This is a genomic window from Mycobacterium farcinogenes (assembly GCF_019739075.1).
GTDB classification, from domain to species: Bacteria; Actinomycetota; Actinomycetes; order Mycobacteriales; family Mycobacteriaceae; genus Mycobacterium; species Mycobacterium senegalense.
The window spans coordinates 1,648,254-1,671,117 of the sequence record NZ_CP081673.1 but is presented as its reverse complement, the minus strand read 5'-3'; the positions used below and the strand labels follow the sequence as shown (position 1 = coordinate 1,671,117).

At 65.4% G+C, this 22,864-nt stretch carries 18 protein-coding genes; 9 read left to right on the top strand and 9 right to left on the bottom strand.

What is annotated here, in order from left to right; translation table 11 throughout:
- Nucleotide 1: 1 nt before the first annotated feature.
- The 5 genes from K6L26_RS07825 to K6L26_RS07805 all read left to right on the top strand — a co-directional run bounded on the left by K6L26_RS07825 (nt 2) and on the right by K6L26_RS07805 (nt 6,917).
- The gene (locus K6L26_RS07825) at nt 2-1,936 is read left to right on the top strand and encodes an ATP-binding protein (protein ID WP_221852887.1); all 1,935 of its coding nucleotides are present in this window, start codon (nt 2-4) and stop codon (nt 1,934-1,936) included.
- A complete protein-coding gene (locus tag K6L26_RS07820) occupies nt 1,933-3,090 on the top strand; it encodes an acyl-CoA dehydrogenase family protein (RefSeq protein WP_019347856.1) in 1,158 nt (385 codons plus the stop codon). The genes K6L26_RS07825 and K6L26_RS07820 overlap by 4 nt, the downstream gene beginning before the upstream one ends.
- Nucleotides 3,090-3,857, top strand: coding sequence for an enoyl-CoA hydratase family protein (locus K6L26_RS07815; protein WP_221852886.1), 768 nt, complete (start codon nt 3,090-3,092; stop codon nt 3,855-3,857). The genes K6L26_RS07820 and K6L26_RS07815 overlap by 1 nt, the downstream gene beginning before the upstream one ends.
- Before the next feature lie 262 nt (nt 3,858-4,119).
- Nucleotides 4,120-4,563 carry an ester cyclase gene (locus K6L26_RS07810; protein WP_019347858.1) on the top strand — a complete coding sequence of 148 codons (444 nt, stop codon included), beginning with the start codon at nt 4,120-4,122 and terminating at the stop codon, nt 4,561-4,563.
- A gap of 347 nt (nt 4,564-4,910) precedes the next feature.
- On the top strand, nt 4,911-6,917 hold the full coding sequence (locus K6L26_RS07805; RefSeq protein WP_245008701.1) for an alpha/beta hydrolase family protein: 2,007 nt from the start codon (nt 4,911-4,913) through the stop codon (nt 6,915-6,917).
- Between the two features lie 65 nt (nt 6,918-6,982).
- On the opposite strand, the gene K6L26_RS07800 is transcribed toward K6L26_RS07805, so the two are convergent.
- Nucleotides 6,983-7,234: a hypothetical protein gene (locus tag K6L26_RS07800; protein ID WP_064898101.1), complete on the bottom strand. Its 252-nt coding sequence runs from the start codon at nt 7,232-7,234 to the stop codon at nt 6,983-6,985.
- A 124-nt stretch (nt 7,235-7,358) separates the two neighbouring features.
- Here K6L26_RS07800 and K6L26_RS07795 point away from each other — a divergent pair, with 124 nt between their 5' ends.
- From K6L26_RS07795 to K6L26_RS07785, 3 genes are all read left to right on the top strand, one after another.
- Complete coding sequence (locus K6L26_RS07795) at nt 7,359-7,724, top strand: heme-binding protein (RefSeq protein WP_036392337.1); 366 nt, start codon at nt 7,359-7,361, stop codon at nt 7,722-7,724.
- Nucleotides 7,725-7,774: 50 nt separating this feature from the next.
- Nucleotides 7,775-8,536: an SDR family oxidoreductase gene (locus K6L26_RS07790; protein ID WP_221852884.1), complete on the top strand. Its 762-nt coding sequence runs from the start codon at nt 7,775-7,777 to the stop codon at nt 8,534-8,536.
- A gap of 97 nt (nt 8,537-8,633) precedes the next feature.
- Entirely contained in the window at nt 8,634-9,215 is a 582-nt protein-coding gene (locus K6L26_RS07785; protein WP_036392335.1) for a DUF1707 SHOCT-like domain-containing protein, read from the top strand.
- 48 nt (nt 9,216-9,263) lie between these two features.
- On the opposite strand, the gene K6L26_RS07780 is transcribed toward K6L26_RS07785, so the two are convergent.
- The 8 genes from K6L26_RS07780 to K6L26_RS07745 form a co-directional block, all read right to left on the bottom strand.
- Entirely contained in the window at nt 9,264-9,812 is a 549-nt protein-coding gene (locus K6L26_RS07780) for a hypothetical protein (RefSeq protein ID WP_048896124.1), read from the bottom strand.
- A 265-nt stretch (nt 9,813-10,077) separates the two neighbouring features.
- Nucleotides 10,078-11,628: a hypothetical protein gene (locus tag K6L26_RS07775; RefSeq protein WP_221852883.1), complete on the bottom strand. Its 1,551-nt coding sequence runs from the start codon at nt 11,626-11,628 to the stop codon at nt 10,078-10,080.
- A gap of 799 nt (nt 11,629-12,427) precedes the next feature.
- Nucleotides 12,428-13,789: a hypothetical protein gene (locus tag K6L26_RS07770; protein WP_019344959.1), complete on the bottom strand. Its 1,362-nt coding sequence runs from the start codon at nt 13,787-13,789 to the stop codon at nt 12,428-12,430.
- Nucleotides 13,790-14,475: 686 nt separating this feature from the next.
- On the bottom strand, nt 14,476-15,708 hold the full coding sequence (locus tag K6L26_RS07765; protein WP_221852882.1) for a PE-PPE domain-containing protein: 1,233 nt from the start codon (nt 15,706-15,708) through the stop codon (nt 14,476-14,478).
- 72 nt (nt 15,709-15,780) lie between these two features.
- Complete coding sequence (locus K6L26_RS07760; RefSeq protein WP_064964352.1) at nt 15,781-16,449, bottom strand: hypothetical protein; 669 nt, start codon at nt 16,447-16,449, stop codon at nt 15,781-15,783.
- A gap of 81 nt (nt 16,450-16,530) precedes the next feature.
- Complete coding sequence (locus K6L26_RS07755; protein ID WP_221852881.1) at nt 16,531-17,382, bottom strand: type IV toxin-antitoxin system AbiEi family antitoxin; 852 nt, start codon at nt 17,380-17,382, stop codon at nt 16,531-16,533.
- Nucleotides 17,383-17,496: 114 nt separating this feature from the next.
- Nucleotides 17,497-19,485 carry a vWA domain-containing protein gene (locus tag K6L26_RS07750; protein ID WP_221852880.1) on the bottom strand — a complete coding sequence of 663 codons (1,989 nt, stop codon included), beginning with the start codon at nt 19,483-19,485 and terminating at the stop codon, nt 17,497-17,499.
- The gene (locus tag K6L26_RS07745; protein ID WP_036393018.1) at nt 19,478-20,860 is read right to left on the bottom strand and encodes a sigma 54-interacting transcriptional regulator; all 1,383 of its coding nucleotides are present in this window, start codon (nt 20,858-20,860) and stop codon (nt 19,478-19,480) included. The genes K6L26_RS07750 and K6L26_RS07745 overlap by 8 nt, the downstream gene beginning before the upstream one ends.
- A gap of 125 nt (nt 20,861-20,985) precedes the next feature.
- On the opposite strand from K6L26_RS07745, the gene K6L26_RS07740 reads away from it, so the two are divergent.
- Complete coding sequence (locus K6L26_RS07740) at nt 20,986-22,842, top strand: LpqN/LpqT family lipoprotein (protein WP_065062890.1); 1,857 nt, start codon at nt 20,986-20,988, stop codon at nt 22,840-22,842.
- Nucleotides 22,843-22,864: the final 22 nt, after the last annotated feature.

Genomic DNA, 22,864 nt, shown 5'->3' with positions numbered 1-22,864 from the left:
AATGATTACGAGAGTTCTGGTCGCCAACCGCGGCGAGATCGCCCGCCGGGTGTTCGAGACGTGCCGCCGTCTGGGCATCGGCACCGTCGCGGTGTACACCGACCCCGATGCGGGATCACCTCATGTCGTGGAAGCCGACGCGCGCGTGCGCCTCGAAGGCAACAACGGCTACCTCGATTCGGCACAGATCATCGCCGCGGCCCGGGCCGCCGGCGCCGACGCCGTCCATCCCGGCTACGGGTTCCTCTCGGAGAACCCCGATTTCGCGGCCGCAGTGATCGACGCCGGGCTGACCTGGATCGGGCCGCCGGTGAACGCCGTACAGGCCATGGGCTCCAAGATCGAAGCCAAGAAGATGATGGCCGCGGCCGGCGTTCCGGTGCTGACCGAACTCGACCCGTCGACGGTGACCGCCGATCAGCTGCCGGTGCTGGTGAAGGCCTCGGCCGGCGGCGGTGGCCGCGGTATGCGGGTGGTGCGCGAACTGTCAGATCTGGCAAGTGAAGTGGCTGCCGCCCAGCGTGAGGCACAGTCGGCGTTCGGTGACCCGACGGTGTTCTGTGAGCGCTACCTGGCCGCCGGACACCACGTCGAGGTACAGGTTCTGGCCGATGAGCACGGCACCGTGTGGGCTGTCGGCGAGCGCGAATGCTCGATTCAACGCCGCCATCAGAAGGTGATCGAGGAAGCCCCGTCACCGCTGGTGGAGCGCACTCCTGGGATGCGGGAGAAGCTGTTCGACGCGGCCCGGCTGGCCGCCGAGGCGATCGGCTACACCGGGGCGGGCACCGTCGAGTTCATGGCGGACGACAAAGGTGACTTCTTCTTCCTGGAGATGAACACCCGGCTGCAGGTGGAGCATCCGGTCACCGAGGCCACCACCGGACTGGATCTCGTTGAGCTGCAGATCCTGGTTGCCGACGGCGGCCGCCTCGATGCGCAGCCGCCGGCCTCCCGCGGTTCTGCCATCGAGGCCCGCCTCTACGCCGAGGATCCGGCCAAGGGCTGGCAGCCGCAGGCCGGCACGGTCCACCGGTTCGACGTTCCCGGGCAGGTGCGCGTCGATACCGGCATCGAAGACGGTTCGGTGGTGTCGATCTTCTACGACCCCATGCTGGCCAAGGTCATCTCCTACGCCCCGACCCGGCGGCAGGCCGCCACGGTGCTCGCCGATGCCTTGTCCCGCACCAAGATTCACGGTCTGCGTACCAACCGGGATCTGCTGGTGAACGTGCTGCGGCATCCGGCATTCCTCGACGGGGCCACCGACACGGCGTTCTTCGACACCCACAACCTTGATGCGCTCGCCGCACCACTGGCGGGCGCCGATGCGGTGCGGCTCTCGGCGATCGCCGCCACCTTGGCCGACGCCGCGCACAACCGCCGCAGTGCACGCGTTTTCGGTGCGGCGCCGAGCGGCTGGCGCAATCTGGCGTCGGGTTACCAGTCCCGGACGTACCGCGATGTAGCCGGCGACGAGGCTCCGGTGCGTTACCGGTTCAGCCGCACCGGGGTGGATTTGCCCGACGACGACGGGATTGCACTGGTGTCGGCGACGCCGGAGCGAGTGGTGCTGTCGGTCAATGGTGTTGAGCGGGCGTTCGACGTGGCACGGTATGGCGATCAGGTGTTCGTCGACTCCGCGCTCGGTCCGGTCGCGCTCACCGCGTTGCCCCGCTTCCCCGATCCGGACGACGCGGTGGCGCATGGCTCGCTGCTGGCACCCATGCCCGGTTCGGTGGTGCGGGTCGGTGCCACCGTCGGCGATACCGTCACCGCCGGACAGCCGCTGATCTGGCTGGAAGCCATGAAGATGGAGCACACCATCGCCGCACCCGAAGACGGGGTGCTGACCGAACTCAATGTCGCCGCAGGCCAGCAGGTCGAGGTCGGCGCCGTACTAGCCCGCGTTGAATCCGAAGGAGAACAGTCATGAGCTTCATCGAAACCGAGGAACAGAAGGCCCTGCGCCAGGCGGTGGCAGCGATGGCCGCCAACTACGGCCAGGACTACTACCTGGAGAAGGCCCGCGCCGGCGAGCACACCACCGAATTGTGGAACGAGGCAGGCAAACTCGGCTTCATCGGGGTGAACCTGCCCGAGGAGTACGGTGGCGGCGGCGCCGGCATGTACGAGCTGTCGCTGGTGATGGAGGAGATGGCGTCCTCCGGTGCGGCCCTGTTGATGATGGTGGTCTCCCCCGCGATCAACGGCACGATCATCTCCAAGTTCGGCACCGAGGAGCAGAAGAAGCGCTGGATCCCCGGCATCGCCGACGGGTCGATCACCATGGCCTTCGCGATCACCGAGCCGGATGCGGGGTCCAACAGCCACCGCATCACCACCACCGCCCGTAAAGATGGCAGCGACTGGATCCTCAAGGGCCAGAAGACGTTCATCTCCGGCATCGATCAGGCGCAGGCCGTGCTCGTCGTCGGGCGAACCGAAGATCACAAGACCGGCAATCTCAAGCCGGCCCTGTTCGTCATTCCGACCGACACCCCGGGTCTGAACTGGACCAAGATCGAGATGGAGATCATCAGCCCGGAGAGCCAGTTCCAGGTGTTCCTCGACGACGTGCGGCTGCCCGCCGATGCACTCGTCGGGTCCGAGGACGCCGCGATCGCGCAATTGTTCGCCGGGCTCAACCCCGAGCGCATCATGGGCGCGGCGTCTGCGGTCGGCATGGGCCGGTTCGCGATCAACAAGGCCGTCGAGTACGTCAAGACCCGCCAGGTCTGGAAGGTGCCGATCGGATCGCACCAGGGTCTGTCACATCCGTTGGCGCAGAACCACATCGAGATCGAGCTGGCCAAGCTGATGATGCAGAAGGCCGCCACCCTGTACGACTCGGGTGACGACTTCGGTGCCGCCGAGTCCGCCAACATGGCCAAGTACGCCGCCGGTGAGGCATCGGTGCGTGCGGTGGATCAGGCCGTGCAGTCCCTGGGCGGCAACGGCCTGACCAAGGAGTACGGCATCGCCGCCGCGGTAAATGCCTCGAAGCTGGCCCGTATCGCCCCGGTGAGCCGCGAGATGATCCTGAACTTCGTCGCGCAGACCTCACTCGGCCTGCCTCGGTCTTACTGATGAGCACGCTGGTCCAGTACAGCGTCGACGGGGCCGTCGCCCGGTTGACCCTGGACTCCCCGCACAACCGCAATGCGCTGTCGACCGCGCTGGTGGAGCAATTGCACCAGGGCCTGGCCGCGGCAACTGCCGAGCCCGGTGTCCGAGTGGTGGTGTTCGGGCACACCGGTGGAACTTTCTGTGCCGGAGCCGATCTCAGTGAGGCTGCCGGCCAGGATCCCGGGGACATCGCGGTGGGCCGGGCTCGGGAGATGACCAAACTGCTGCGGGCCATCCTGGAACTGCCGGTTCCGGTGATCGGCGCGATCGACGGGCACGTGCGGGCCGGCGGGATGGGTCTCGTCGGCGCGTGCGACCTCGTCGTCGCCGGTCAGCAAAGCACGTTCGCGCTCACCGAGGCGCGTATCGGCGTCGCGCCGTCGATCATCTCGTTGACCCTGTTGCCGAAGCTGTCGCCGCGCGCCGCCGGACGCTACTTCGTCACCGGCGAGAAGTTCGGCGCCGCCGAGGCAGCTGCGATCGGGCTCATCACCATGGCGGCCGACGACGTCCCCGGCGCGGTCGCCACGCTGGCGACCGAGATCGCGAAGGGTTCACCGCAGGGGCTGGCCACGTCGAAAGCCTTGACGACGGCAGCGATCCTGCGCGGGTTCGATCGGGACGCCGAGGACCTGACCCGGCAATCGGCTCAGCTGTTCGTTTCCGACGAGGCCCGCGAGGGCATGATGGCCTTCCTACAGAAGCGGCCGCCGAGCTGGGTGAGCTGACAGTCACGACCTCAGCGAACCTTTCGTCGTGGCGCGCCCAACGCCGGCCGCCTCGGCAATCTCGCGATTCGTACGGCGAATCCGCGCCACCGACCGCTGGCAACGGTGGGCTTGCAGCAGGTCAGCCCGCGTGGTCTTCGCCGACGGTAGTTGCCTCTGGCAGCAAACGGGCCGGCGCCTCTGTCACAGAGCTCGCCGCGGTTCTACCGTTTCTTGTGCGGACGTCCTCTGCCGTGCGGTATCCCCAGGAAAGGCCGGAACCATGGCCGATGATCAGAACAAGGCGATTTCCCGACGCATCTGGGAGGTATTTGCTTCCGGCGACCTCAACGAGCTGGACGACCTCGTCGCTCCCACTGCCGCCTTCCACGACACTCAGGATCCGTTCGGCGATCAGCGTGGCCCCGAGCACATGCGAAGCTTGATGGGGATGTATCGGAAATCGTTCTCCAACATGAAGTTCGATGCGAAGAGGCAACTCGCAGAGGGCGACTATGTCTGCACGATGATCGAAGCACAAGGCGACAACACCGGCGAGATCATGGGCCAGGCGCCAACCGGCAAGCACAGCCGGATCAACCTCACCATTGTCGATCGGATCGAAGACGGCAAGATCGCCGAAAGCTGGGTCACCTGGGACACTTTGGGGATGCTGCAGCAGCTCGGGCTGATTCCGGCCGGAGCACAACAGAAGGCGCCCGCCTAGGCATCGGTGACGCGCATAGCTGTCCCGCAGAGGGCAACCGCCCGCGGGACAGCTATTCGCGCGCGCCAGCTGTGACCGCAATCAGGGCGGCCCAACCAGCGACCGCCTGTGCAGGCACTACAACCCTATGAGGACCGCGCTGAATCACCCTGGCACGTAGGTCACGCCGCCTGATCGACAACGGATTCCGTAGCACGCCGCATCCGCTTTTGTGCACAAGATCGCATTCTGGGCAAATTTGCTATTCCGCAAATACTCGTTGCTACAGTATGCAAGCACTTTGTCGGTTAGATCACACCTCGAAGGCGGCGCGCTTGATGTCACAGCCCACTTCTCCCCGTCTCTGCATGGCCAAGACCGCTGCCACCACGGCAGCGGTCATCGCTACTACGGCAGCGTTGACCGCCGGCGTCGCATCCTCTGCGCCCGAAGCGCTCGCCGCGCACAACCGCAGTGTGCAAGCGGATGTCGAGCTGACAGCGGCCACGAATCCCGACCCGGGCAAGATCCCCGACATCGTCGGGATCTACGGAGTCGGCCCGATTTTCTGGGCCGCGCAAGCGCTGGGAATCACTCCGGAGAACGTGATCAAGGCGGCCGGAGGGTTGACCGGCAACACTGAACTGGCAGCGGTCGCCACCGCTCTGCTCGACACGCTCGGCAAGATCTCACCCGTTGAGTCCGGAGTCAAGGGCCCGATGCCGAGTGACGTGTACGACGCGGTGAAGGATCTGGACTACACCGCTACCGGCCTCGCTGACATGCTTGGGCTTGGCGGGAAGGTACTGCAGTGGCTGGTCAAAGCCGCGCCCATTTTGAATCAACGCCGTGCCATCGTTCTTTCTGAGAGCCTGGGCGGGCTGACCACATCGCTCGCCTACCGCGACATGATCAACGCGGTGCAGTCCGACAGCGAGGACTGGGGCGAAGGCATCACCGGGCAGTGGCTGATCTTCGTCAATAACCCGAGCCGCCCGGGCGGTGGATTATTCGCCCTCGCAACACCTCTCACCAATCTCTTCGGCCTGAACCTGACCACACCGGATGCAGGCAGCTACACCAACGCCGACCAAACCAAGGTCCTCAACACGTCGATCCTCGACATCACCTGGGCCTACAACCCGCTCTCTGATGTCCCCACCACGCTGAACCCGCTGGCGTGGGCCAACTCGGCTGCCGCCGGAGTGTTCCTCACCTACCTGCTGCCCGACGAGGGCAACAACGTCACCGAGCATGTGCTGCCGGAGTTAGGCGGCGGCATAATCGACGGCCTCAAGGTCATGCTCGACCCGACCGGTGGCCAAGGCACGGACATGATTCCGCTCGTCGGTAGCCTGCTGCAGCTTATCGACGTGAAGCTCTTCAACTTCCCCGGCAACGCCACCTACATCACGTATGACTCCGGCAATCTCCCGTTGCTCGAGCCGTTCCGGATGGTCCCGCACCTTGCGAATCTCGTTCCGGGGGTGGATATCCCGACTCCGTTGACCGACAGCGTCGAAGACGCGCTGCGGATGATGGTGAACATGGGCTATCAGGACGTCAACCCCGACACCCTGGAGCGCACGTTCGACGAGGCCGGTGACCAGGCGTACTTCTGGCACTCCCCGCTCACTCCGACGCAGCAACTGGCAGCGGTTCAAACCGTCTTCGACGCGTTGGTGGACGGGATTCAGGACCATGCCCTCAACCCGGAGGCCTGGACTCCGAAACTTCCTGGGACGGACTTCAAACCGATCGTGCAGAACGCGGTATCGGTGGCGGTCGCCCAGGCATTGAGCGACGCCTTGGAGGCCATCCAGAAGAACGCCGCCGATCCCATGTTCGATGCGGTCGAGAAGGGACTGGCCCCGGTCACCCACGCCCTGGATGGCATCAACGCTCAGGTTGAGTCGGCGATCGACGGGATGCTGAAGGTCAACGGAACCACGACCAATAAGTCGGGCACCCAGTCGATCACGTCAGTCCCGTCGACTGGCGGCCAGCTCAAGACGCTGAGCATCGAGGCACCCGCCACGGAATCCGAAGGCACCGCCACGCCGATCAAGGACACACTCAAAGACGCCGGAGTGGACAAGGACTCGTTGAAGGACAACGAGATTTCCAACAATGTCACCAAGCTGTCCGAGTCCGTCAAGACCAAGGCTGAGGCCAAAGCCAAGGCCCGGGCCCGTCACGCTGTCGATGCGAATAATCCGCTGCAGAAGTCGGTCAAGGAGACCGTCGCGAAAGTGCAAGGCGCCGCCAAGGACGTCAAGGACGTCAAGGACGCGGTCGACACCACGAAGAAGAACACCCCGAAGACCAAGGCCAAGGCACAGAAGTCGGAGAAGAAGACGGGCGCAGCCGCGTAGGCGCCGACCGCGTCAGCCGCAGGCGTTGTTCGCCGACGACGCCTGCGGCCGACGCGTCTAGGACCTCAGATGAAGCCGAATGCTGGAAAGCCGTAGAACTCTTCCTCGCCGGGGTATACGCCTGGCGTCGAGTCGATCTGGACGTTGCCTTCGGACGCGCAATCGGTGGTCTGCCCGCCAGCAATCGAGCTCCCACCCGTGGTTTCGCACTGCGGCAGCAGCGAGGGATCGGCAGAGGCACTCGGCGCGGCGAGGATCGCGGCCACAGCGCCCACCGCTGCGGCACCGAGAACCAGGAACTTTGGCATCTGCGCCATGGTGGTGCTTCCTTTCATCTGGGTCGACGTTGCGTCGACCTCACCCGCGAAATTGTCCGGCACGTTATCGTTACCGCAAACATAGACCACCGCACGTCGCCGCATCCGATGATCGAGGAGTCCGATGAACCGCGTAACCCATTCACTAGGTCGCGTCACCGCAATCGTGTTGGGAGCCGGCGCGGTCGCCCTCGGGGCGTCGGCTACCGCAGCGGCCGAGCCGCCGAATTGCACGACGGCCGATGTCACAGCGGTCATGGGCGACGTGTCAACGAATATGAGTGGCTATCTCTTCACTCATCCCGACGTCAACGCGTTCTTCACCGGCCTTCAGGGCCAAGGCAAGTCCGCGGCCGCCGAGCAGACGAAGACCTATCTCAACAACAATCCTCAGGTGCGCGCCGAGCTGGATGCGATTCGCAGGCCCGCCATCGATCTCCGCAACCGCTGCGGCATCCCGCTCGAAGCCGAGATCTCCGGCGTCATCTAGAGCCGCCTAATCGCTGACAGCCCCGGCGACGCATCGGTAGCGTGGCCAACATGCCACGCACAGTGCTCGTCACCGGCGCGACCGGCACGCTCGGCCACCATGTCGTCCCTGAGGCCACCGAGGCCGGTCACCATGTCCGGGCACTGAGCCGTCGGAACCGGGTGGGTTACACGGGCGTGCATTGGCACCAAGCAGACCTGCTCAAGCCTAAGTCTTTGAATGCCCCGCTCGACGGCGTGGACGTCGTGATCCATTGCGCCACCCAGGCCACCGGAAGCAAGGACGTCCGGGCGGCGCGGAACCTGATCGAGGCTGCGCGACGCAAGGGCGTCGGGCACGTCATCTACATCTCGATCGTCGGGATCGACGACATCCCGCTTCCTTATTACAAGACCAAGTTGCGGGTCGAGCAGTCGCTCGAGACGTCCGGCATCGGGTACACGATCCTGCGTGCCACGCAGTTCCACGAGCTAATCGAAAAGTCGTTCTCGGTCCAACGGTTCTCACCGGTTTTGTGGACGCTGCGCGGGGTCCGATTCCAGCCCATCGACACCCGTGACGTGGCGGCCCGGCTGGTCTCTTTGATCGATTCAGAGCCGGCCCAGCGGGTAGCCGACATCGGCGGGCCCAGCGTCCACACTCACCCAGAATTGGGACAGATGTATCTCTCAGCACACAACAGCGTCCGGCGCGTGGCCAGATTCACGATCCCCGGACGCATCGTCACCGGTTACAGGTCGGGGGCCAATCTGACCCCGGAAAACGCGGTCGGCGGGGCATCGTTCCAGGACTATCTGGGCACCGGCGGATAGCTCGTCTTCTGCGCGCGGCGTCGATTGTCGCAACCATCCCGACACAGTTCGGCCATCGGCCTTGCATGTGACAGCGATCGTCGTAGGCTCGACAGCGATGAGCACTTCAGCGCCGCAGGGCAGGTCGATGCGGGCTGCCGACACCGACCGCATTCAGGTGGCGCAGCTGCTCACTGATGCTGCCGCCGCGGGCCGGCTGCCGATGACCGAGTATGAGGACCGGCTAGCAAAGGCCTACGCGGCAGAGACCTATGACGATCTGGCCCGGCTGAGCCGTGATCTTCCCGGCGCGGTGAACTGTTCGGCCGGCCACTGTCGCCCCGCCCCTTCGACGCTGCTGCTGGCCATCATGAGCGGGTTCGAGCGCCGCGGCCGGTGGAACGTGCCGAAGAAGCTGACGACGTTCGCACTTTTCGGCGGTGGGGTGGTCGACCTTCGCTACGCCGATTTCACCGCACCGGATGTCGACGTCCGCACCTACTCGATCTTCGGTGGGCAGACCATCCTGGTGCCGCCCGAGGTAAATGTGGATGTCGACGGTGTCGGCGTGATGGGGAACTTCGATCAGAGCGTCGAGGGCGACGGCACCGCCGGTGCTCCGCGAGTCCACATCCGCGGTTTCTCGCTGTGGGGCAGCGTCAGCGTCAAACGTAGGAAGCGCCGCAACAAGACCGACTGAACGAAAAACGGGCGGGCCAGAAGGCCCGCCCGTCCGTGTGTCTTGTGATCAGTGATTGCAGCTCGTGGCGGCGACGCAAGTCAGCGCCTTGTTCGAGTTGGAAGGCTTGGCGCTCGATTCCTTGACGCTCGACACCTTGGCGGTGGGTCCGTCCCCGGCGATGGCCTTGGGCAGGGTGCCCGGCAGGTCCTTCTCGTCGGGGAGGAGCTTGTTGCCGAGGTACTGGTTCGAGTACTTCTGCGTCTGGTTGTAGTAGTACTTGCCGGCGTTGACGTTCAGCTCGCCCTGGATCGCGCCGTTGGTGCCCTTGCTGGGATCGGCGTAGTTCGCGGTGCCGAAGTTGGTGTGGTAAACCTCGCCCAGCGGGCTGTCATCGAGCGTCTTGTTGATGCCCGGCGTCTGGTTGAATACCTTGTCGCCCACAGCCTGTGCGGCCCGCACACCCGGCGCGGGGTTGTCGAAGGCCGGGCGGCCGACCGCGTTACCCGACGCGCTGGTGTCAGCGGACGCCAGACCCGTCGGCAAGGCCACCGCCAACGCGCCACCCGCGATGACACCCCCAACCAATGTCCGCGTCCGCACCGACCGCTCAGACATCTTCCGATGTTTTGCCATGCCTGTAACCTCTCGTGATTGGCGTTGCGCCACAGCTAGATTGGGCCTACCCGGCCGACATTGCCGCTGGCCCGCCAGCGAACCTAAGGCACCGCGAGCTGCAGCGATAGGTAGTGGCGATGTTGTTCATTTGCCGTTCGGCACATGATCATGAGAACTCACAGCTGGCATACAGGTAGCCGCCAAGTACGTGAAAACGCAACGGCCCCCTCCTATTTGGAGGGGGCCGTTGCGTCAGGTCAGGCGGTTACTTGTCCTTCTTGCCTTTTGCGTCACCGCTGTCCTTGTCGCCGGCCGCACTGCCGGTGTCGGCACTGCTCCCAGTGGTGCTGCCAGTGCCGGAATCACCGTCGCGCTTGGCGGTCTCATGCTTGCTCGGTCCAGCCTTGGTGGTGGGCTTGAAGGCCTTCTCAAGGTTCTTCGTGGCGTTCTCGACGAACTTCTGGCCGGCCGTCTTCTTGCGCTCGGTGGCACGCGACCGGGGCTCGAACTTATGCCCGGTCCCCGAAGCAGCGCCCGTCTCGCCGGCGCCCGCATCCTCGGACTTCTCCTCGGCCGCAGGCTCTTTGACTTCCTCGGCCGCCTTTTCCTCAGCCTTGGGGGCGAGGTCGAGATCCACCTTCGGCAACTTGGGCAGCTCGAACTTCGGCGCCGTGGGCGTGGACACCTCGGCAGCCGGAGTGGCGGGTGCGGTGACGCCGTCGACGATCGTGTCGTCGGCCGCGCCCTCTTCCTTGACCTCAAGAGTGCTGACGGGCGTCGACTCAGCCGGCGCACCAAGCCGCTCCGCCAGCTTCTTCAGCGGCGACTCGACGTCGACTTTGGGAGTCGGCAGGCTCAGGAGTTTGCTGACGTCCGGCAGGGTCGTGGAGGTGACTCCGGTCTCGGTTTCCGTCGCGGCTTCGGTCTTCTCCACTGCCGACAGGAGGCTGACACTGTCGGCATCCGGTCCCTGCGGCTCGGTCAGCACCTTCACGGTTTCAACGATGTAGTTGACGACGCCCGTGACCCCGCCGGTGTAGAACGTCGCGTTGAGGCCCTTGGCCCACTCGCCCAGCGCATCATCCGGCAGGTTGTCGTTGATGATGCTGTAGGCGACGTAAGCCGCTCCGCCCGCGAAGAATTCGTCCACCCGCTTGGTCAGCTGGAGCCGCTCTAAGCCGGGGACAGAATCAATGAGCGCCGGGCCGATCTCCGCGGCAACCTGGAAGAACGGCACCAGGCCGGACTCCCAGAAGACATTGTCCAAATCTCCGAAGGGCAGCAAGTTGTCGGTGACGTAGTAGGCGAGGCCGGTGAATCCGTCCTGGCACACCGCCCCCTCCGCGGCGCAATTGCCCGGGTCTTCAACCCATTCGTTGGCCTCATTGCCGGCCGCGTCGTAGAACTGGACGTTGCTGCCCATATCGCCGACGGTGGCGCGGACAAGCTGGCCGTCCACCTTTTTGTAGAGAGCCAACTTGTCCAAGTCGTACAGGAGCGCGTCGTCTGGAGTGTTCTCGCCGGGATAGGCGAGCTGACCCTTGTCATTGAGGATGTAGCCAGCCGTGGGCGCGATAACAACGCCCGGATTGGCAAACCCGCCATACCCATTAAGGAAGGAATCCACGACGCCTTCAAGAGACAGCGACAACAGGTTGATCTGCTCGGCCGTCAGCTTCCGGTGCGAGGAAGCTTCCATGGCGGAGGAAGCCACTGTGACCTCGTCGCGGGGGACGAACAACGCAGGGGTCCCGGCAACGAGCGCGCCGGCGCTGAGAAGGGCGACGCCGGTGGTGACGAGCGGACGAACTGCCATCTGGGTGGAACCCCTTAATCTCGAGCGTGAGCGGGGCTCCTGAGAACCCGTGCAGATACCTGCGCAAAACCTTAAAAGTCCTTGAGAAGGGTAATTCCCGGCACCCTTACCCGCAACCTCTTTCCCTGCGACATGCGGGCCCGTGACGCTCCGCCGCGGGCTCTTTCCGCGCGGCGACTGCGACAGATTTTTTCGATGCAGAACGAGGGATTTCCGTCCGGAACCGGACCAGCTAATTGCGAATACCGTTGCCACCGAGCCCGCTGAGCGCAAAGTCGCGGGTGGGAGACCGAGGAACTCGTTGCATGGCCCACCGCCGCGCCGCCCCGGCACACTCGGAACTGCATCGGGTGGCTCGTCACATGCTCCAGTGCCGCCGCCTCATATTGCTAGGTCAGACCACATAGAGCTGGTGGCAGACTCCAGTCCTGAGCGGCCGCTCGAAGTGGTGCCGATCCGGGCTCGCGAACGCCGCGCGCCCCGCCCGTCAGACAGCGGCATGCCCACCGCCGGAGGCAAACGAACCACGGGGCGAGAAACGAATGCCCCCACCTTTGATTCAAATCGACCCATCCGGAAAAGGGTGACACCCGGACACTCGGGCTTTCCGCTTTACGGTGAAGTCAATAAGCCCAGGTCACGGGCTTGGCAGCGAATTTTCCGAGCGTTTCTCGAAGCTGAGAAATACCTGAGACCGTGGGGCAACGGGTGGACGCCGACGGGCTTCCCGCCTGTACACATAAACGAAAACGTCACGGCCCCCCCCGAGAACAGGGGCCGTGACGTGAGCGCGGAACTACTACTTGTCGCTGTCTCCGGAGTCCTTCTCACCGCCGGTGGCCTTGTCCACCGCATCCTTCAACTTGGTGAGGAACTTCTTGCCGTTGTGGTCGTCTCTCGACTTGCCGTTGTCAGAGGAGATGGCCGGCGCGACCTTGTTACCGGTCTTGGTGTCCGTGCCGCCGGCTTCCTCGCTGGCCGCAACGTCCTTCGCCTTGAACTTGAGATCCAGATTCAGCTTCGGCGGATCCAGCTTGGGCAGTTCGAACTTCGGTGTCGTGATCTTCAGCGGCTCGGGCTTCGTCTCCTCCGCCACGAGAGTGGTCTCGGTGCCGCCGTCCACGTTCTCGCTCACCTGGACCTCGTCCTCTTTCTCGAGGAGCTTCGGGGCCGGCGGCTTCTTCCACGGAGACTCGACATCGAGCTTCGTCGTCGGCAAGCTCAGCAGCTTGCTGAAGTTCGGCACGCCGGTGGAGGTCACGCCCGACTTGGCGTCAACCTCATCTTGCTCTGCAACCTGGAGAGCTTGGATTCCGGATTCCGTGGCAGTCGGCGAGATGATCGCGTTCACGACGTAAGTGACCGCACCCGTGATGCCGTCTTCGAAGAAGGCGTCGTTCAGGCCTTTGACCCAGGAGCCCACCGGCCCGTCCGGAAGGTTGTCGTCGATCAGATTCTGGGTGAGCAGAGTGATGCCGCCCGCGAAGAAGTCGTTGACCCGGCGCTCCAGGGTGAGGCGCGGAACAACGGCGTCGACCGCCTGGGCGACGGTTACCGCTGCGATCCGCGCGAACTCGGTGAAGCCTTCCTCAAAGAAGATGTTGTCAATCGGCCCCAGGGGCAGCAGCTGGTCACTGGCGTAGTAGGCCAAACCGGTGAACCCGTCCTGGCAGATCGCGCCGGTGGCGCTGCAGTTGCCGGGGTCGCTTTCCGAAACGGGTTCGCCGTCCGCATCGACGAAAGGCTGGTGGCTGCCGTCTGCACCGATGTTGGCGACCGTCGCCCGTACTGGATCTCCGGTCTCGTCCAAGACGTAGAGCGCCGCGCCGTCCGCGCTGTAAAGCTCTGCCGTAGAAGGAGTGTCGTCGGTGACAGGAACGTAGTTGCCGGCGGCATCCTTGTAGTTCGCGGTGGCAGGGACCTGCCCCACGGCATACAGCCCGCCGTAACCGTTGAAGAACGCATCGATAGCGCCGGTGACCGTGAACGCCAGCAGGTTGATCTGCTCTTGGGTCAGCGTCTTGTGCGCTTCGACCGTGGACGCGGTCGGCGAGGCAACGGTGACTTCACTATGCGGGACGAACAGTGCCGGGGCCCCGGCGACAAGTGCGCCGGCGCTGACAAGTGCGACACCAGTGGTGACGAGCGGACGAACTGCCATACGCGAAGCCCCTTTTGAGCATGAGCGGGTTGTGAAGACCCGTGCTGGTACCTGTGTACAACTTAGAAACTCCTGAGAATGCTATGTGTGGCCACCACCTCCCGCAACTTTTAGAAACGCGGGATCGCAGCCCTTTGCCTACGCAATGAATACACTTGAATCAGGCGCTGCGACGACATTTCTCAATTCAAATTTAGCGGTCCCACTACGGCCGTTTTCAGCTATTCCCAGCACGTCGCTGGCTTCCAGTTTCGGTCAGCCGAACACGCGGACCACCGCCTCGAGGGCACCGCGACAACGGTTGCTGCAGCACACTCGAGCCAGCCTCCACCGAAGCACTCGCCGACCGCAGGCCAACCGCAGAAAACACACAAATAATGCAAGTTCATGCCGGAGTGTCGAGCGCTTCGAGGCCATGCCCCGGACCGACAGCGTTCAGGATTTCGCCAGGGCCCCGGTACGTGTCAGTCCTTGCCGTGAGCGAAGGTCACCGCCGCACCGCGCTGCGCGTTTGAACCAACCATTGTTTGCAACAGGGCGGCGCACGACAAAAACTTGCAACCGCAATATGAAGTGGAATTCACATCACCGCGCCAGGCCATCGTGCGTTAACGAACGGTAAACAAATCATTTCCGAATTGGGACGGCGCACAAACGCACCAGCAAACGTTGAATCGGAGCCGACGTCAGTCCGCGTCTGACGGTTCCTTGTCGGTGCCCGGCGTGTGCGGGGAGGCCGCCGGTCGCTCGCCGCGCAGTTTCTTCACCAGCGTTCGCACGCCGGCCACAACAGGCCTACGACCCCCCTGCTCTCCCGAAACCCGTTCTCGTCCCAAGGGTTTCGGGGAGAAGTCCAGACTCTTACGCAGCGACGGACGCGTTGCCGGAACGGGCGCCGACCGGGTCGCAGAACCACCGTCGCGCAACACATTCGCGCCCTCCTGCAGCCCGGCGGTGAAGTCGTGGACGAAGCGCTCGGTTTCCGTGCGCGTCGGGATCAACCGGAGCGGGGTGTACTGCTGCGGGTTCGCGAGTGGGTCGTTGTCGGGGTAGCCGTAGTCGACCACCGCCCGCAGCACCGGCGTGGCCGCGTCCGCCAGCAGGTTGCCCTGCTCCCCGAATGCCCGCAGCGGTGACACCAGAGGCAAGTTCTCCGACTCGTAGCCGACGTAGGTCGTGTCGTCGACCTTGCTGATCCGCGCGGTGCCGTCAGCGGTATGCCGCACGACGGTGCCGCCTGAGTCCAGCGTCTCCTGACAGCTGGCATCGCAATCACGCACGTTGCCCTGGGCGTCGATCGGGAAATCCAGGCTGTCCTGGTCGAGCCGGCGATCAAGGTAGGCCATCAACGAGTTGGCCATCGCAGGCGCGTTCCACAGATAGGCCGGGATATTGGAGTTGATGTCGTATTCGTAGACGACGTTCACCACCGGCACACCGGGGTCCGTCGGCGTCGGGATCGGGTTGACACCGATCAGGGCGAAGAACGGTAGCCGCGTGCCGAATCCGCCATTGGGGCTGGCCACGTTGTTGTCGAGGACGTACAACGAGGGCTGGGTGACCGCGGGATCGTGGGTCAGCTTGCCGTAGGTCAGCAGCAAGCTGGCATTGGCCGCACCCCAACCCGAGGACAACACCACGTTGTCGTGATCGTTGTTGTCCTTGACGGCCTGATAGATCCCGAGCGGGCCGGTGAAGAAGTTCGCGACGACGGGCTCCTCTTGCCCCTGCCGGTACAGCCCGCCGTAGAAATCCGCGACACCGTCACCGCCCGGGTTCGTCGAACTCGCGCCGATGATGAGCGCCGACAGTTGCACCGCGGTCACCGGCTGCGTCGCCCCCAGCGCCGCCACCGTTGCCAGCGCCATCCCGCCCAGCACCGACGCCGGCAAAGCATGTCCAGCCCAGCGTCGTGTCATGCCGCCGCCTCTCCACCCAGTTGGAATGAGCAGAAGCTACCCGACGGCAATCAACCTCGTCAGCGAACGGGACTAGCGAGGCATTGCGATACGCAACCCGGCCAACATCACCTGAGCGTCGGCCATGTAGGTCTTGTTGTTGGGCGACGTGCTTTGGGCGAGCGCCACCACGTTCCACACCTTCGATCCCATGGGAACCATCACCGAGATGCCGGTCACGTAGATCGTCTTGCCGCCGTTCGTGGGCGGCAGGGTGTAGTTGGCCATAACCGCGGGGAATCCGCAGATCTCGGACGACACCTGGTCGACGTTCTGTCCGCCACCGGCCTTGAACCCTTCGAGGCTGTCGTTCAGCAGATCCTTCGGAGACTTGTCCCCGTCGGTGGCGTCCCCGGTGGCCACCGACACGGCAGGATTCGTCACTCCGTCGCTGAGCGACACGTTACGAAGCACCAATTTGACCGCGTCCTTTGCCAACTCAGGCACAGGTTCCCAACCGGGTGGCTGCGCGATACGCACCCTGGGCTCACCGGGAGCGGTGCCCGGCAGCTCGATCCAGCGATCGGAATGCAGCTGCTCGCAGCTCTGGGCCTTGTATCCAGACCCGCCTGGGTCAGCCGCCGAGTGTCCGGACGCGTCGAACCCGGCCTTCGCGGTGCCCTCGACCGTCGTCGAGCAGCCGCTCAGAATCAGCCCGGCCGCCAATCCGACCGCGCCCGCGACCCACTTCATGTCCCCCATCGGTGACAAACACTACGCGAGGCCTCAGCACGCCGAGTGCGACGCAGGAGTCGCTCGGGCGCGCTGCCAGCGACATTTGCGTCACTTTCGATGTGGTTGCCAACCCCTGGCGAGCAACGCGGTACGGGCCTCCGCCACGATCGCCGCGGCGCGGTCCTCTTTGACGACGTGTATGACGTGCCAGCCCAGCCGCTGCAACACCCGATTGACACGCACGTCGAGGACATACTGGTGGCGGCTGGTGAGGTGCTGTTCGCCGTCATATTCAGCGCCGACCCTGAACTCCTCCCAGCACATGTCGATCCGGCGGACGTATGAGCCGTCCTCGTCGTACACCACGTATTGCGTCGTGGGCCGGGGTAATCCGGCGTCGACGAACACCAAGCGCAGCCGCGTCTCCGGTGGCGACTCGGCACCACCGTCGACGAGCGGGAGCACCGTCCGAAGCTGTCGGAGTCCACGCACGCCGGGGTGACTCTTCGCAATCAGCAGGACGTCCTCGACGGCAAAGGGACGGGCTCGGCAAAGAGCATCGAGCCGCTCCACCGCCTTGCCGCGTGGGAGGTGGCGGGCGATGTCGAATGCCGTGCGCTCCGGCGTGGCTACCCGGACTCCGCCCATCGTCCACCACTCGTCGACGTGCAGCGTTTCCCGCCGCACGAGCAGTCCGGGCTGTCGCCGCGTGGCAGTGATGAGCTCGATCGGAGCGTCGTCATCGACCCACTGCGCGCCGTACATCGCCGAGGCGGCCACCCCGGTGACCACCGCATTGGGCGCGGCCAGGTGAGCGCCGACGATGCGGTCCCGAAGTGATGGCTGATGATGCCGCGGGACATATATGCCGGCATAGATCTGCCGATACCGGGCGCGCAATTGACCTTTGGTCAGATGGCCCGCCGCAACAGCGTCCGCGCCGACGAAGGGAATCTGCATGTGTAGTTGGACGCAGCGGCGTACCGCACGGCTCCCCGCTGCGCCGAAAGTGACGCAGACGTCGTCGACAGCTGCGTCGGACGACCTCTGCGTCGCGCTCGGCGCAAAAACGAGCTAGCGGCGACGCGAGTGCAGATAGTCGCCGACCACCGCGGCACCCAGGCCGTCGAGATCGGGCACCACCACCCGGCCCTGCACCCGGCGGGCCACCTGATCGATGAACCGGGCCAGACCTGGATCCGAGCCCAGCCGGAAGATCGTCACCTGGGCGCCGAGCCGGGCCACCTCGTCGAACCCACGCACGGTGTGCCCGATGGTGCGGGGGTGTGGCGGGTAGTCGAAGAAGACTTCCGACCCATGGCCGTCACCGAAATCTTCGAGATGGGCGGTGGGCTCGCCGTCGGTCACCACCAGCACGACCGGCTGGGCGTTGGGATGACGACGCAGGTGCCGCGTCGCCAGGGCCAGCGCATGGTGCAGGTTGGTGCCCTGCTCGTACACGCCCTCCAGACCGGTCAGCTCGGCTGCCGTCACGGTGCGCGCATACCGGCCAAAGGCGATGATCTGCAACTCATCTGAGCGGAACCGCGTGCTCACCAGATGGTTGAGCGCGAGCGCGGTGCGCTTCATCGGCAGCCACCGGTTCTCCATCACCATCGAGAACGACGTGTCGACCAGCAGCGCCACACAGGCCTGGGTGCGGGTCTCGGTTTCCGAGATCTCCACGTCCTCGACCGCGAACCGGATGGGCCGCTCGGCGACCCCGGTGCCGGCTTGACGCAGCACGGCGTTGGTCACCGTGCGGGTGACGTTCCACGGCTCGGTGTCCCCGAATTGCCAGGGCCGGGTGGCTCCCGTCAACTCTCCGGCCGCACCGGCGCGTCGCGTGTCCCGCTCCCCGTGCCGGCCCGAAAGCTGTTGCGCCACATCGCGCAACGCGGTCTGGCCGAGCTGCCGCATGGCCTTGGGCGACAGCCGCCATTGGCCGTCGGAACCGCGGTCGAGGAAGCCCTGGTTCACCAGGGCCTTCTCCAACTCGGACAGGGTGCGGGCATCGATCGCGGCGTCGTCCCCGAGCTGGCGGGCCAGTGCTTCCAGGTCGACGTCGTCCATCGACGCCCCGGAATAGCTCTGCGACAACGCGTCGGCGAGCTGCTCCAACTCGGCGATGTCGGCCATCGCCTGCGCGCCCTCTCCCATGCCCAGCGGATCGCCACCGGAGAATCGCTCCGAACTGCTCCAGTCCTCACCCGGGCGGGCGGCCTGCAGGTGCGCGTCGAGCCGGTTCAGCGCGTTCATCAGCGACGGCGAGCCAAAAGCCTGCTGTGCCAGGGAATCCAGCTCGGCGCGCTGCTCAGCCGAGAGGCTGTTGCGGAACCGCTGTGCGGCCGCGGCCCGCTGGGCCAGCGAGTCGAGCAGCTCGTCGATGTTGCGCGGCTTCTCCGGGAAGAACTCACCGTGCTTGTCCATGAAGTTCTGGAAGTCCTGCGGGGTGTCCTCCCCGCGAGCATGCTTGTCCAGCAAGTCGTTGAGGTCGTCGAGCATGTCGTTGACCCGCTGCCGGTCCTCGTCGGTGGCGTTCTCCAACGCCTCCTTCATCCCGGCGAAACGCTGATCCAACATCTCCCGGCCCAGCAGATCCTTGATCTGCTCATACTTCTGCCGGGCCTCAGGACTACGCCAGTCGTAGTCGGCCAGTTCCTGAACCGCTTTGGCCGGTGACGGAGACAGCGCTTCCATCTGCAGTTCGCCGAACCGCGCGTCGTCATCGAGGGCGCGCGCCAGCTCCTTGCGTTCGGCCAGCACGGCCTCGTCGAGCAGCTTCTTGATCTCCTGCAATGTGCCGTCAAGGTTGTGCCGCTGCAACAGCTCCCGGCGCTTGCGGTTGGCCTCGGCGGCCAACCGGTCGGTGCCGCGCATGCCCTCGGTGCCACGACGCATCAACTCCGACAGCGCGCGACGCGGCGAGCTGCCCTCCATGACGCTCTGACCGATCTGCTCGAGCGCGTCGCGCAGATCGATGGGCGGTGCCAGCGGGTCGGGACCTCCGGTGTATCGCGAATACCGCGAGGTGTGCCCGTGTCCCCGACCGGGATCAGCCATAGACCGTCTCGCCCTCCCCCGTCACCTTGTCCACCCGCTTGGCCAGATAGAGCGCCTCCAAAGCCAATTCGACCGCAGCGGCCCGCTCACCCACCGACACCGCGCCCAGGCGCGACGCCAGGGTGTCCACGACGGCGAGATCCGGCAGCGCGGCCAGGACGTCCTTGGCCGACACCCGCTCGCCCGTCGTCACCGGCGAGCCTTCCTCGACCGCGGCAACCAGCGGGGCGACGTCGATGCCGCCCAGCAGCCGTTGCGCGGTGTCCGCGGTGGCACGTCGCAGCAGGTGCTCCAGCACCGCCTGCTCACGCCCCTCCTCGCCCGTCTCGAACTCCAATTTGCCGCGCAGCACGTCGATCACGGTGGACAGGTCCACCACGCGGGCCACCGGATCGTCCTCGCCCAGGATCGCCGAGCGGTGCCGCGCCGAGGCCGCCACCGTTTCCGCGGCGGCGATCGCGAACCGGGCCGATACACCGGAACGCTGATCGATCGAGCTCGACTCACGCAGATTGCGGGCGAACCGGGCCAGCACGCCGAGCAGGTAATCCGGGACCTCGGCGGCCAATTGGGCCTCCTGGCGGATCACCCCGATCTCGTCGTCGATCTCCAGCGGGTAATGCGTGCGGATCTCGGCGCCGAACCGGTCTTTGAGCGGAGTGATGATCCGGCCGCGGTTGGTGTAATCCTCGGGGTTGGCGCTGGCCACCACGAGCACGTCCAACGGCAACCGCAACGTGTAGCCGCGGACCTGAATGTCACGCTCCTCCATCACGTTGAGCATCGAGACCTGAATGCGCTCGGCCAGATCGGGCAGCTCGTTGACGGCCACGATGCCGCGGTGCGCCCGCGGGATCAGCCCGTAGGCGATCGTTTCCGGGTCGCCCAGGCTGCGCCCCTCGGCCACCTTGATCGGGTCGATGTCGCCGACGAGGTCGGCCACGCTGGTGTCCGGGGTGGCCAGCTTCTCGGTGTAGCGCTCGCTGCGGTGCCGCCACTCGATGGGCAGATCGTCACCGGAATCGGCGGCCCGGCGGATCGACTCCGGCGTGATCGGGCTGTAGGGGTGCTCACCCAACTCCGACCCGGCGATCACCGGCGTCCATTCGTCGAGCAGCCCGGTCAACGCCCGCAACAGCCGCGTCTTGCCCTGGCCGCGCTCGCCGAGCAGCACCACGTCGTGTCCGGCGATCAAAGCCCGCTCCAGCTGCGGAATCACCGTGTCGTCAAATCCCAGGATGCCCGGCCACACGTCGCGACGGTCCGCCAGCGCGGCCAGCAGGTTCTCCCGGATTTCTGCTTTGACGCCCCGCTCACGATGGCCGGAGGCACGCAGCTCACCGACGGTGCGAGGCAGATCCTTGGGTTGGCTCACCACTCCACGCTACGACTGAACCGGCCCGCGCACATCGTCACCCGCCAGAACTAGCACCCGGCACACGCGAGCCACTCTCCCGGCATAGTCGTTGTCCGAGCGTCGCGACCGGTAGTCTGCGCTCCATGCCGTTGGCTAGCGGTCAGGAATTCGCAGGGTTCACCATCGTGAAGTTGGTGGGCACTGGTGGCATGGGCGAGGTCTATCTGGCGTCCCACCCGCGGTTGCCCCGTGAGGACGCGCTGAAAGTGCTGCCCATCAGCGTCAGCTCGGACAATGAATTCCGGCAGCGGTTCATCCGCGAAGCCGACATGGCCGCCACCCTGTGGCACCCGCACATCGTCGGCGTGCACGATCGCGGCGAGTTCGAGGGCCGGCTGTGGATCTCGATGGATTACGTCGACGGACACGACGCCGCCAAGCTGCTGCACGACCAGTACCCGAAAGGCATGCCGGCCGAGGACGTCATCGAGGTCGTCACCGCGGTCGGCGACGCGCTGGACTACGCGCATCAGCGCAAGCTGCTGCACCGCGACGTCAAGCCGGCCAACATCCTGCTCACCAGCAAACAGGGCGCCAAGCGCCGCATCATGCTGACCGACTTCGGCATCGCGCGCCGCGCCGACGAGGTCAACGGACTCACCTCGACCAACATCACCGTCGGTTCGATGTCCTACACCGCCCCCGAGCAGTTGATGGGCCAGCCTCTCGACGGCCGCGCCGACCAGTACTCGCTGGCCGCCACCGCCTACCGGTTGTTCACCGGTACACCGCCGTTCGCCCACAGCAACCCGGCCGTGGTGATCAGCCACCACCTGAACTCGCCGCCACCCAAGCTCGCCGATACGAAACCCGAACTGGCCGTGTTCGATTCGGTGATGGCCAAAGCGCTGTCCAAGGATGCCAAGGACCGGTACGACACCTGTCACGACTTCGCTGTCGCCCTCGCCGAAGCGGCCACCGGAACCACCCCCGAGGTGCGCACACCGGCGCCCGCTCACGAGCCGGCCCCGCCGACCACTCCGCTGATCATCCCGAAGCCGGCGAACACCCCCGTGGCACCGCCGCCGTCGACCCCGCGTCCGGCCTCCCCGTCCGAGCCGCCCGTGTTCACCTCGTCGTGGGCCGGCAACGAAATCTCCTCCCGCCAACCCATTGCAGGAGGCAACCCCACCGGGATGCAAAACCTCGGCGGGCCCGCAGTGCCGGTTGGCCCGCCGCAGACCAACTTCGGGCCGCCCCCGCTGCCGCACAACCCGATCCCGAAGAAGCCGGACAACCGGCGCAACCTGCTGCTGGCCGGCGGAGTGATCGCCGCGGTGGTGCTGCTGGTCGGCGGCATCACGATGGCCGTGACCTCCGGTGGCGACGACGACAACGGCGGCGGAGGCGAGACCACCTCCGCGGTTGCCACGGACACGTCCGTCACCGACACCACGAGCACACCGAAACCTGCGGGGCACGCCTTCACCATCGCCGACTACATCAAGCAGAGCGGCATCATCGAAACACCGGTCCACCGTGGCGATCCGGGCGCACCGGTGTTCACCATGCCAACCCCGCCCGGATGGATCGACGCCGGTCCGCGGACCCCCGCCTGGGCCTATTCGGCGATCGTGAACGACCCGGTCAACCCCACCGAGCCGCCGTCTGTCGTCTCTCTGATCTCCAAGCTCACCGGCGACGTCGACCCCAACAAGTTGCTCGAGTACGCCCCCAACGAGCTGCAGAACCTCGCCGACTACAAGCCGACCGTCGAAGTGACCCGCGGGAACATCAGCGGATTCCCCACGGTGCATTTGGCCGGCACATACGCCAAGGGCAACCAGCGTCGCGCGATCAGCCAGACCACCGTCGCGATCCAAGCGCCCGGCACCTCGTACGTCCTTCAGATCAACTCCGACTCCACCGAACGCGACAAGTCGACGTTGATCGACATCAACAAGGCGATCGACGCCCAGGCCACCATCACCGTGCCCTGAGTCAGGCGCGTTCAGGTACCCA

Excerpts from the sequence above, each read along its gene's own strand:
- K6L26_RS07825 (WP_221852887.1), top strand. The coding sequence starts at position 2 with ATGATTACGAGAGTTCTGGTCGCCAACCGCGGCGAGATCGCCCGCCGG.
- K6L26_RS07820 (WP_019347856.1), top strand. The coding sequence starts at position 1,933 with ATGAGCTTCATCGAAACCGAGGAACAGAAGGCCCTGCGCCAGGCGGTG.
- K6L26_RS07815 (WP_221852886.1), top strand. The coding sequence starts at position 3,090 with ATGAGCACGCTGGTCCAGTACAGCGTCGACGGGGCCGTCGCCCGGTTG.
- K6L26_RS07810 (WP_019347858.1), top strand. The coding sequence starts at position 4,120 with ATGGCCGATGATCAGAACAAGGCGATTTCCCGACGCATCTGGGAGGTA.
- K6L26_RS07805 (WP_245008701.1), top strand. The coding sequence starts at position 4,911 with ATGGCCAAGACCGCTGCCACCACGGCAGCGGTCATCGCTACTACGGCA.
- K6L26_RS07800 (WP_064898101.1), bottom strand. The coding sequence starts at position 7,234 with ATGGCGCAGATGCCAAAGTTCCTGGTTCTCGGTGCCGCAGCGGTGGGC.
- K6L26_RS07795 (WP_036392337.1), top strand. The coding sequence starts at position 7,359 with ATGAACCGCGTAACCCATTCACTAGGTCGCGTCACCGCAATCGTGTTG.
- K6L26_RS07790 (WP_221852884.1), top strand. The coding sequence starts at position 7,775 with ATGCCACGCACAGTGCTCGTCACCGGCGCGACCGGCACGCTCGGCCAC.
- K6L26_RS07785 (WP_036392335.1), top strand. The coding sequence starts at position 8,634 with ATGAGCACTTCAGCGCCGCAGGGCAGGTCGATGCGGGCTGCCGACACC.
- K6L26_RS07780 (WP_048896124.1), bottom strand. The coding sequence starts at position 9,812 with ATGTCTGAGCGGTCGGTGCGGACGCGGACATTGGTTGGGGGTGTCATC.
- K6L26_RS07775 (WP_221852883.1), bottom strand. The coding sequence starts at position 11,628 with ATGGCAGTTCGTCCGCTCGTCACCACCGGCGTCGCCCTTCTCAGCGCC.
- K6L26_RS07770 (WP_019344959.1), bottom strand. The coding sequence starts at position 13,789 with ATGGCAGTTCGTCCGCTCGTCACCACTGGTGTCGCACTTGTCAGCGCC.
- K6L26_RS07765 (WP_221852882.1), bottom strand. The coding sequence starts at position 15,708 with ATGACACGACGCTGGGCTGGACATGCTTTGCCGGCGTCGGTGCTGGGC.
- K6L26_RS07760 (WP_064964352.1), bottom strand. The coding sequence starts at position 16,449 with ATGGGGGACATGAAGTGGGTCGCGGGCGCGGTCGGATTGGCGGCCGGG.
- K6L26_RS07755 (WP_221852881.1), bottom strand. The coding sequence starts at position 17,382 with ATGCAGATTCCCTTCGTCGGCGCGGACGCTGTTGCGGCGGGCCATCTG.
- K6L26_RS07750 (WP_221852880.1), bottom strand. The coding sequence starts at position 19,485 with ATGGCTGATCCCGGTCGGGGACACGGGCACACCTCGCGGTATTCGCGA.
- K6L26_RS07740 (WP_065062890.1), top strand. The coding sequence starts at position 20,986 with ATGCCGTTGGCTAGCGGTCAGGAATTCGCAGGGTTCACCATCGTGAAG.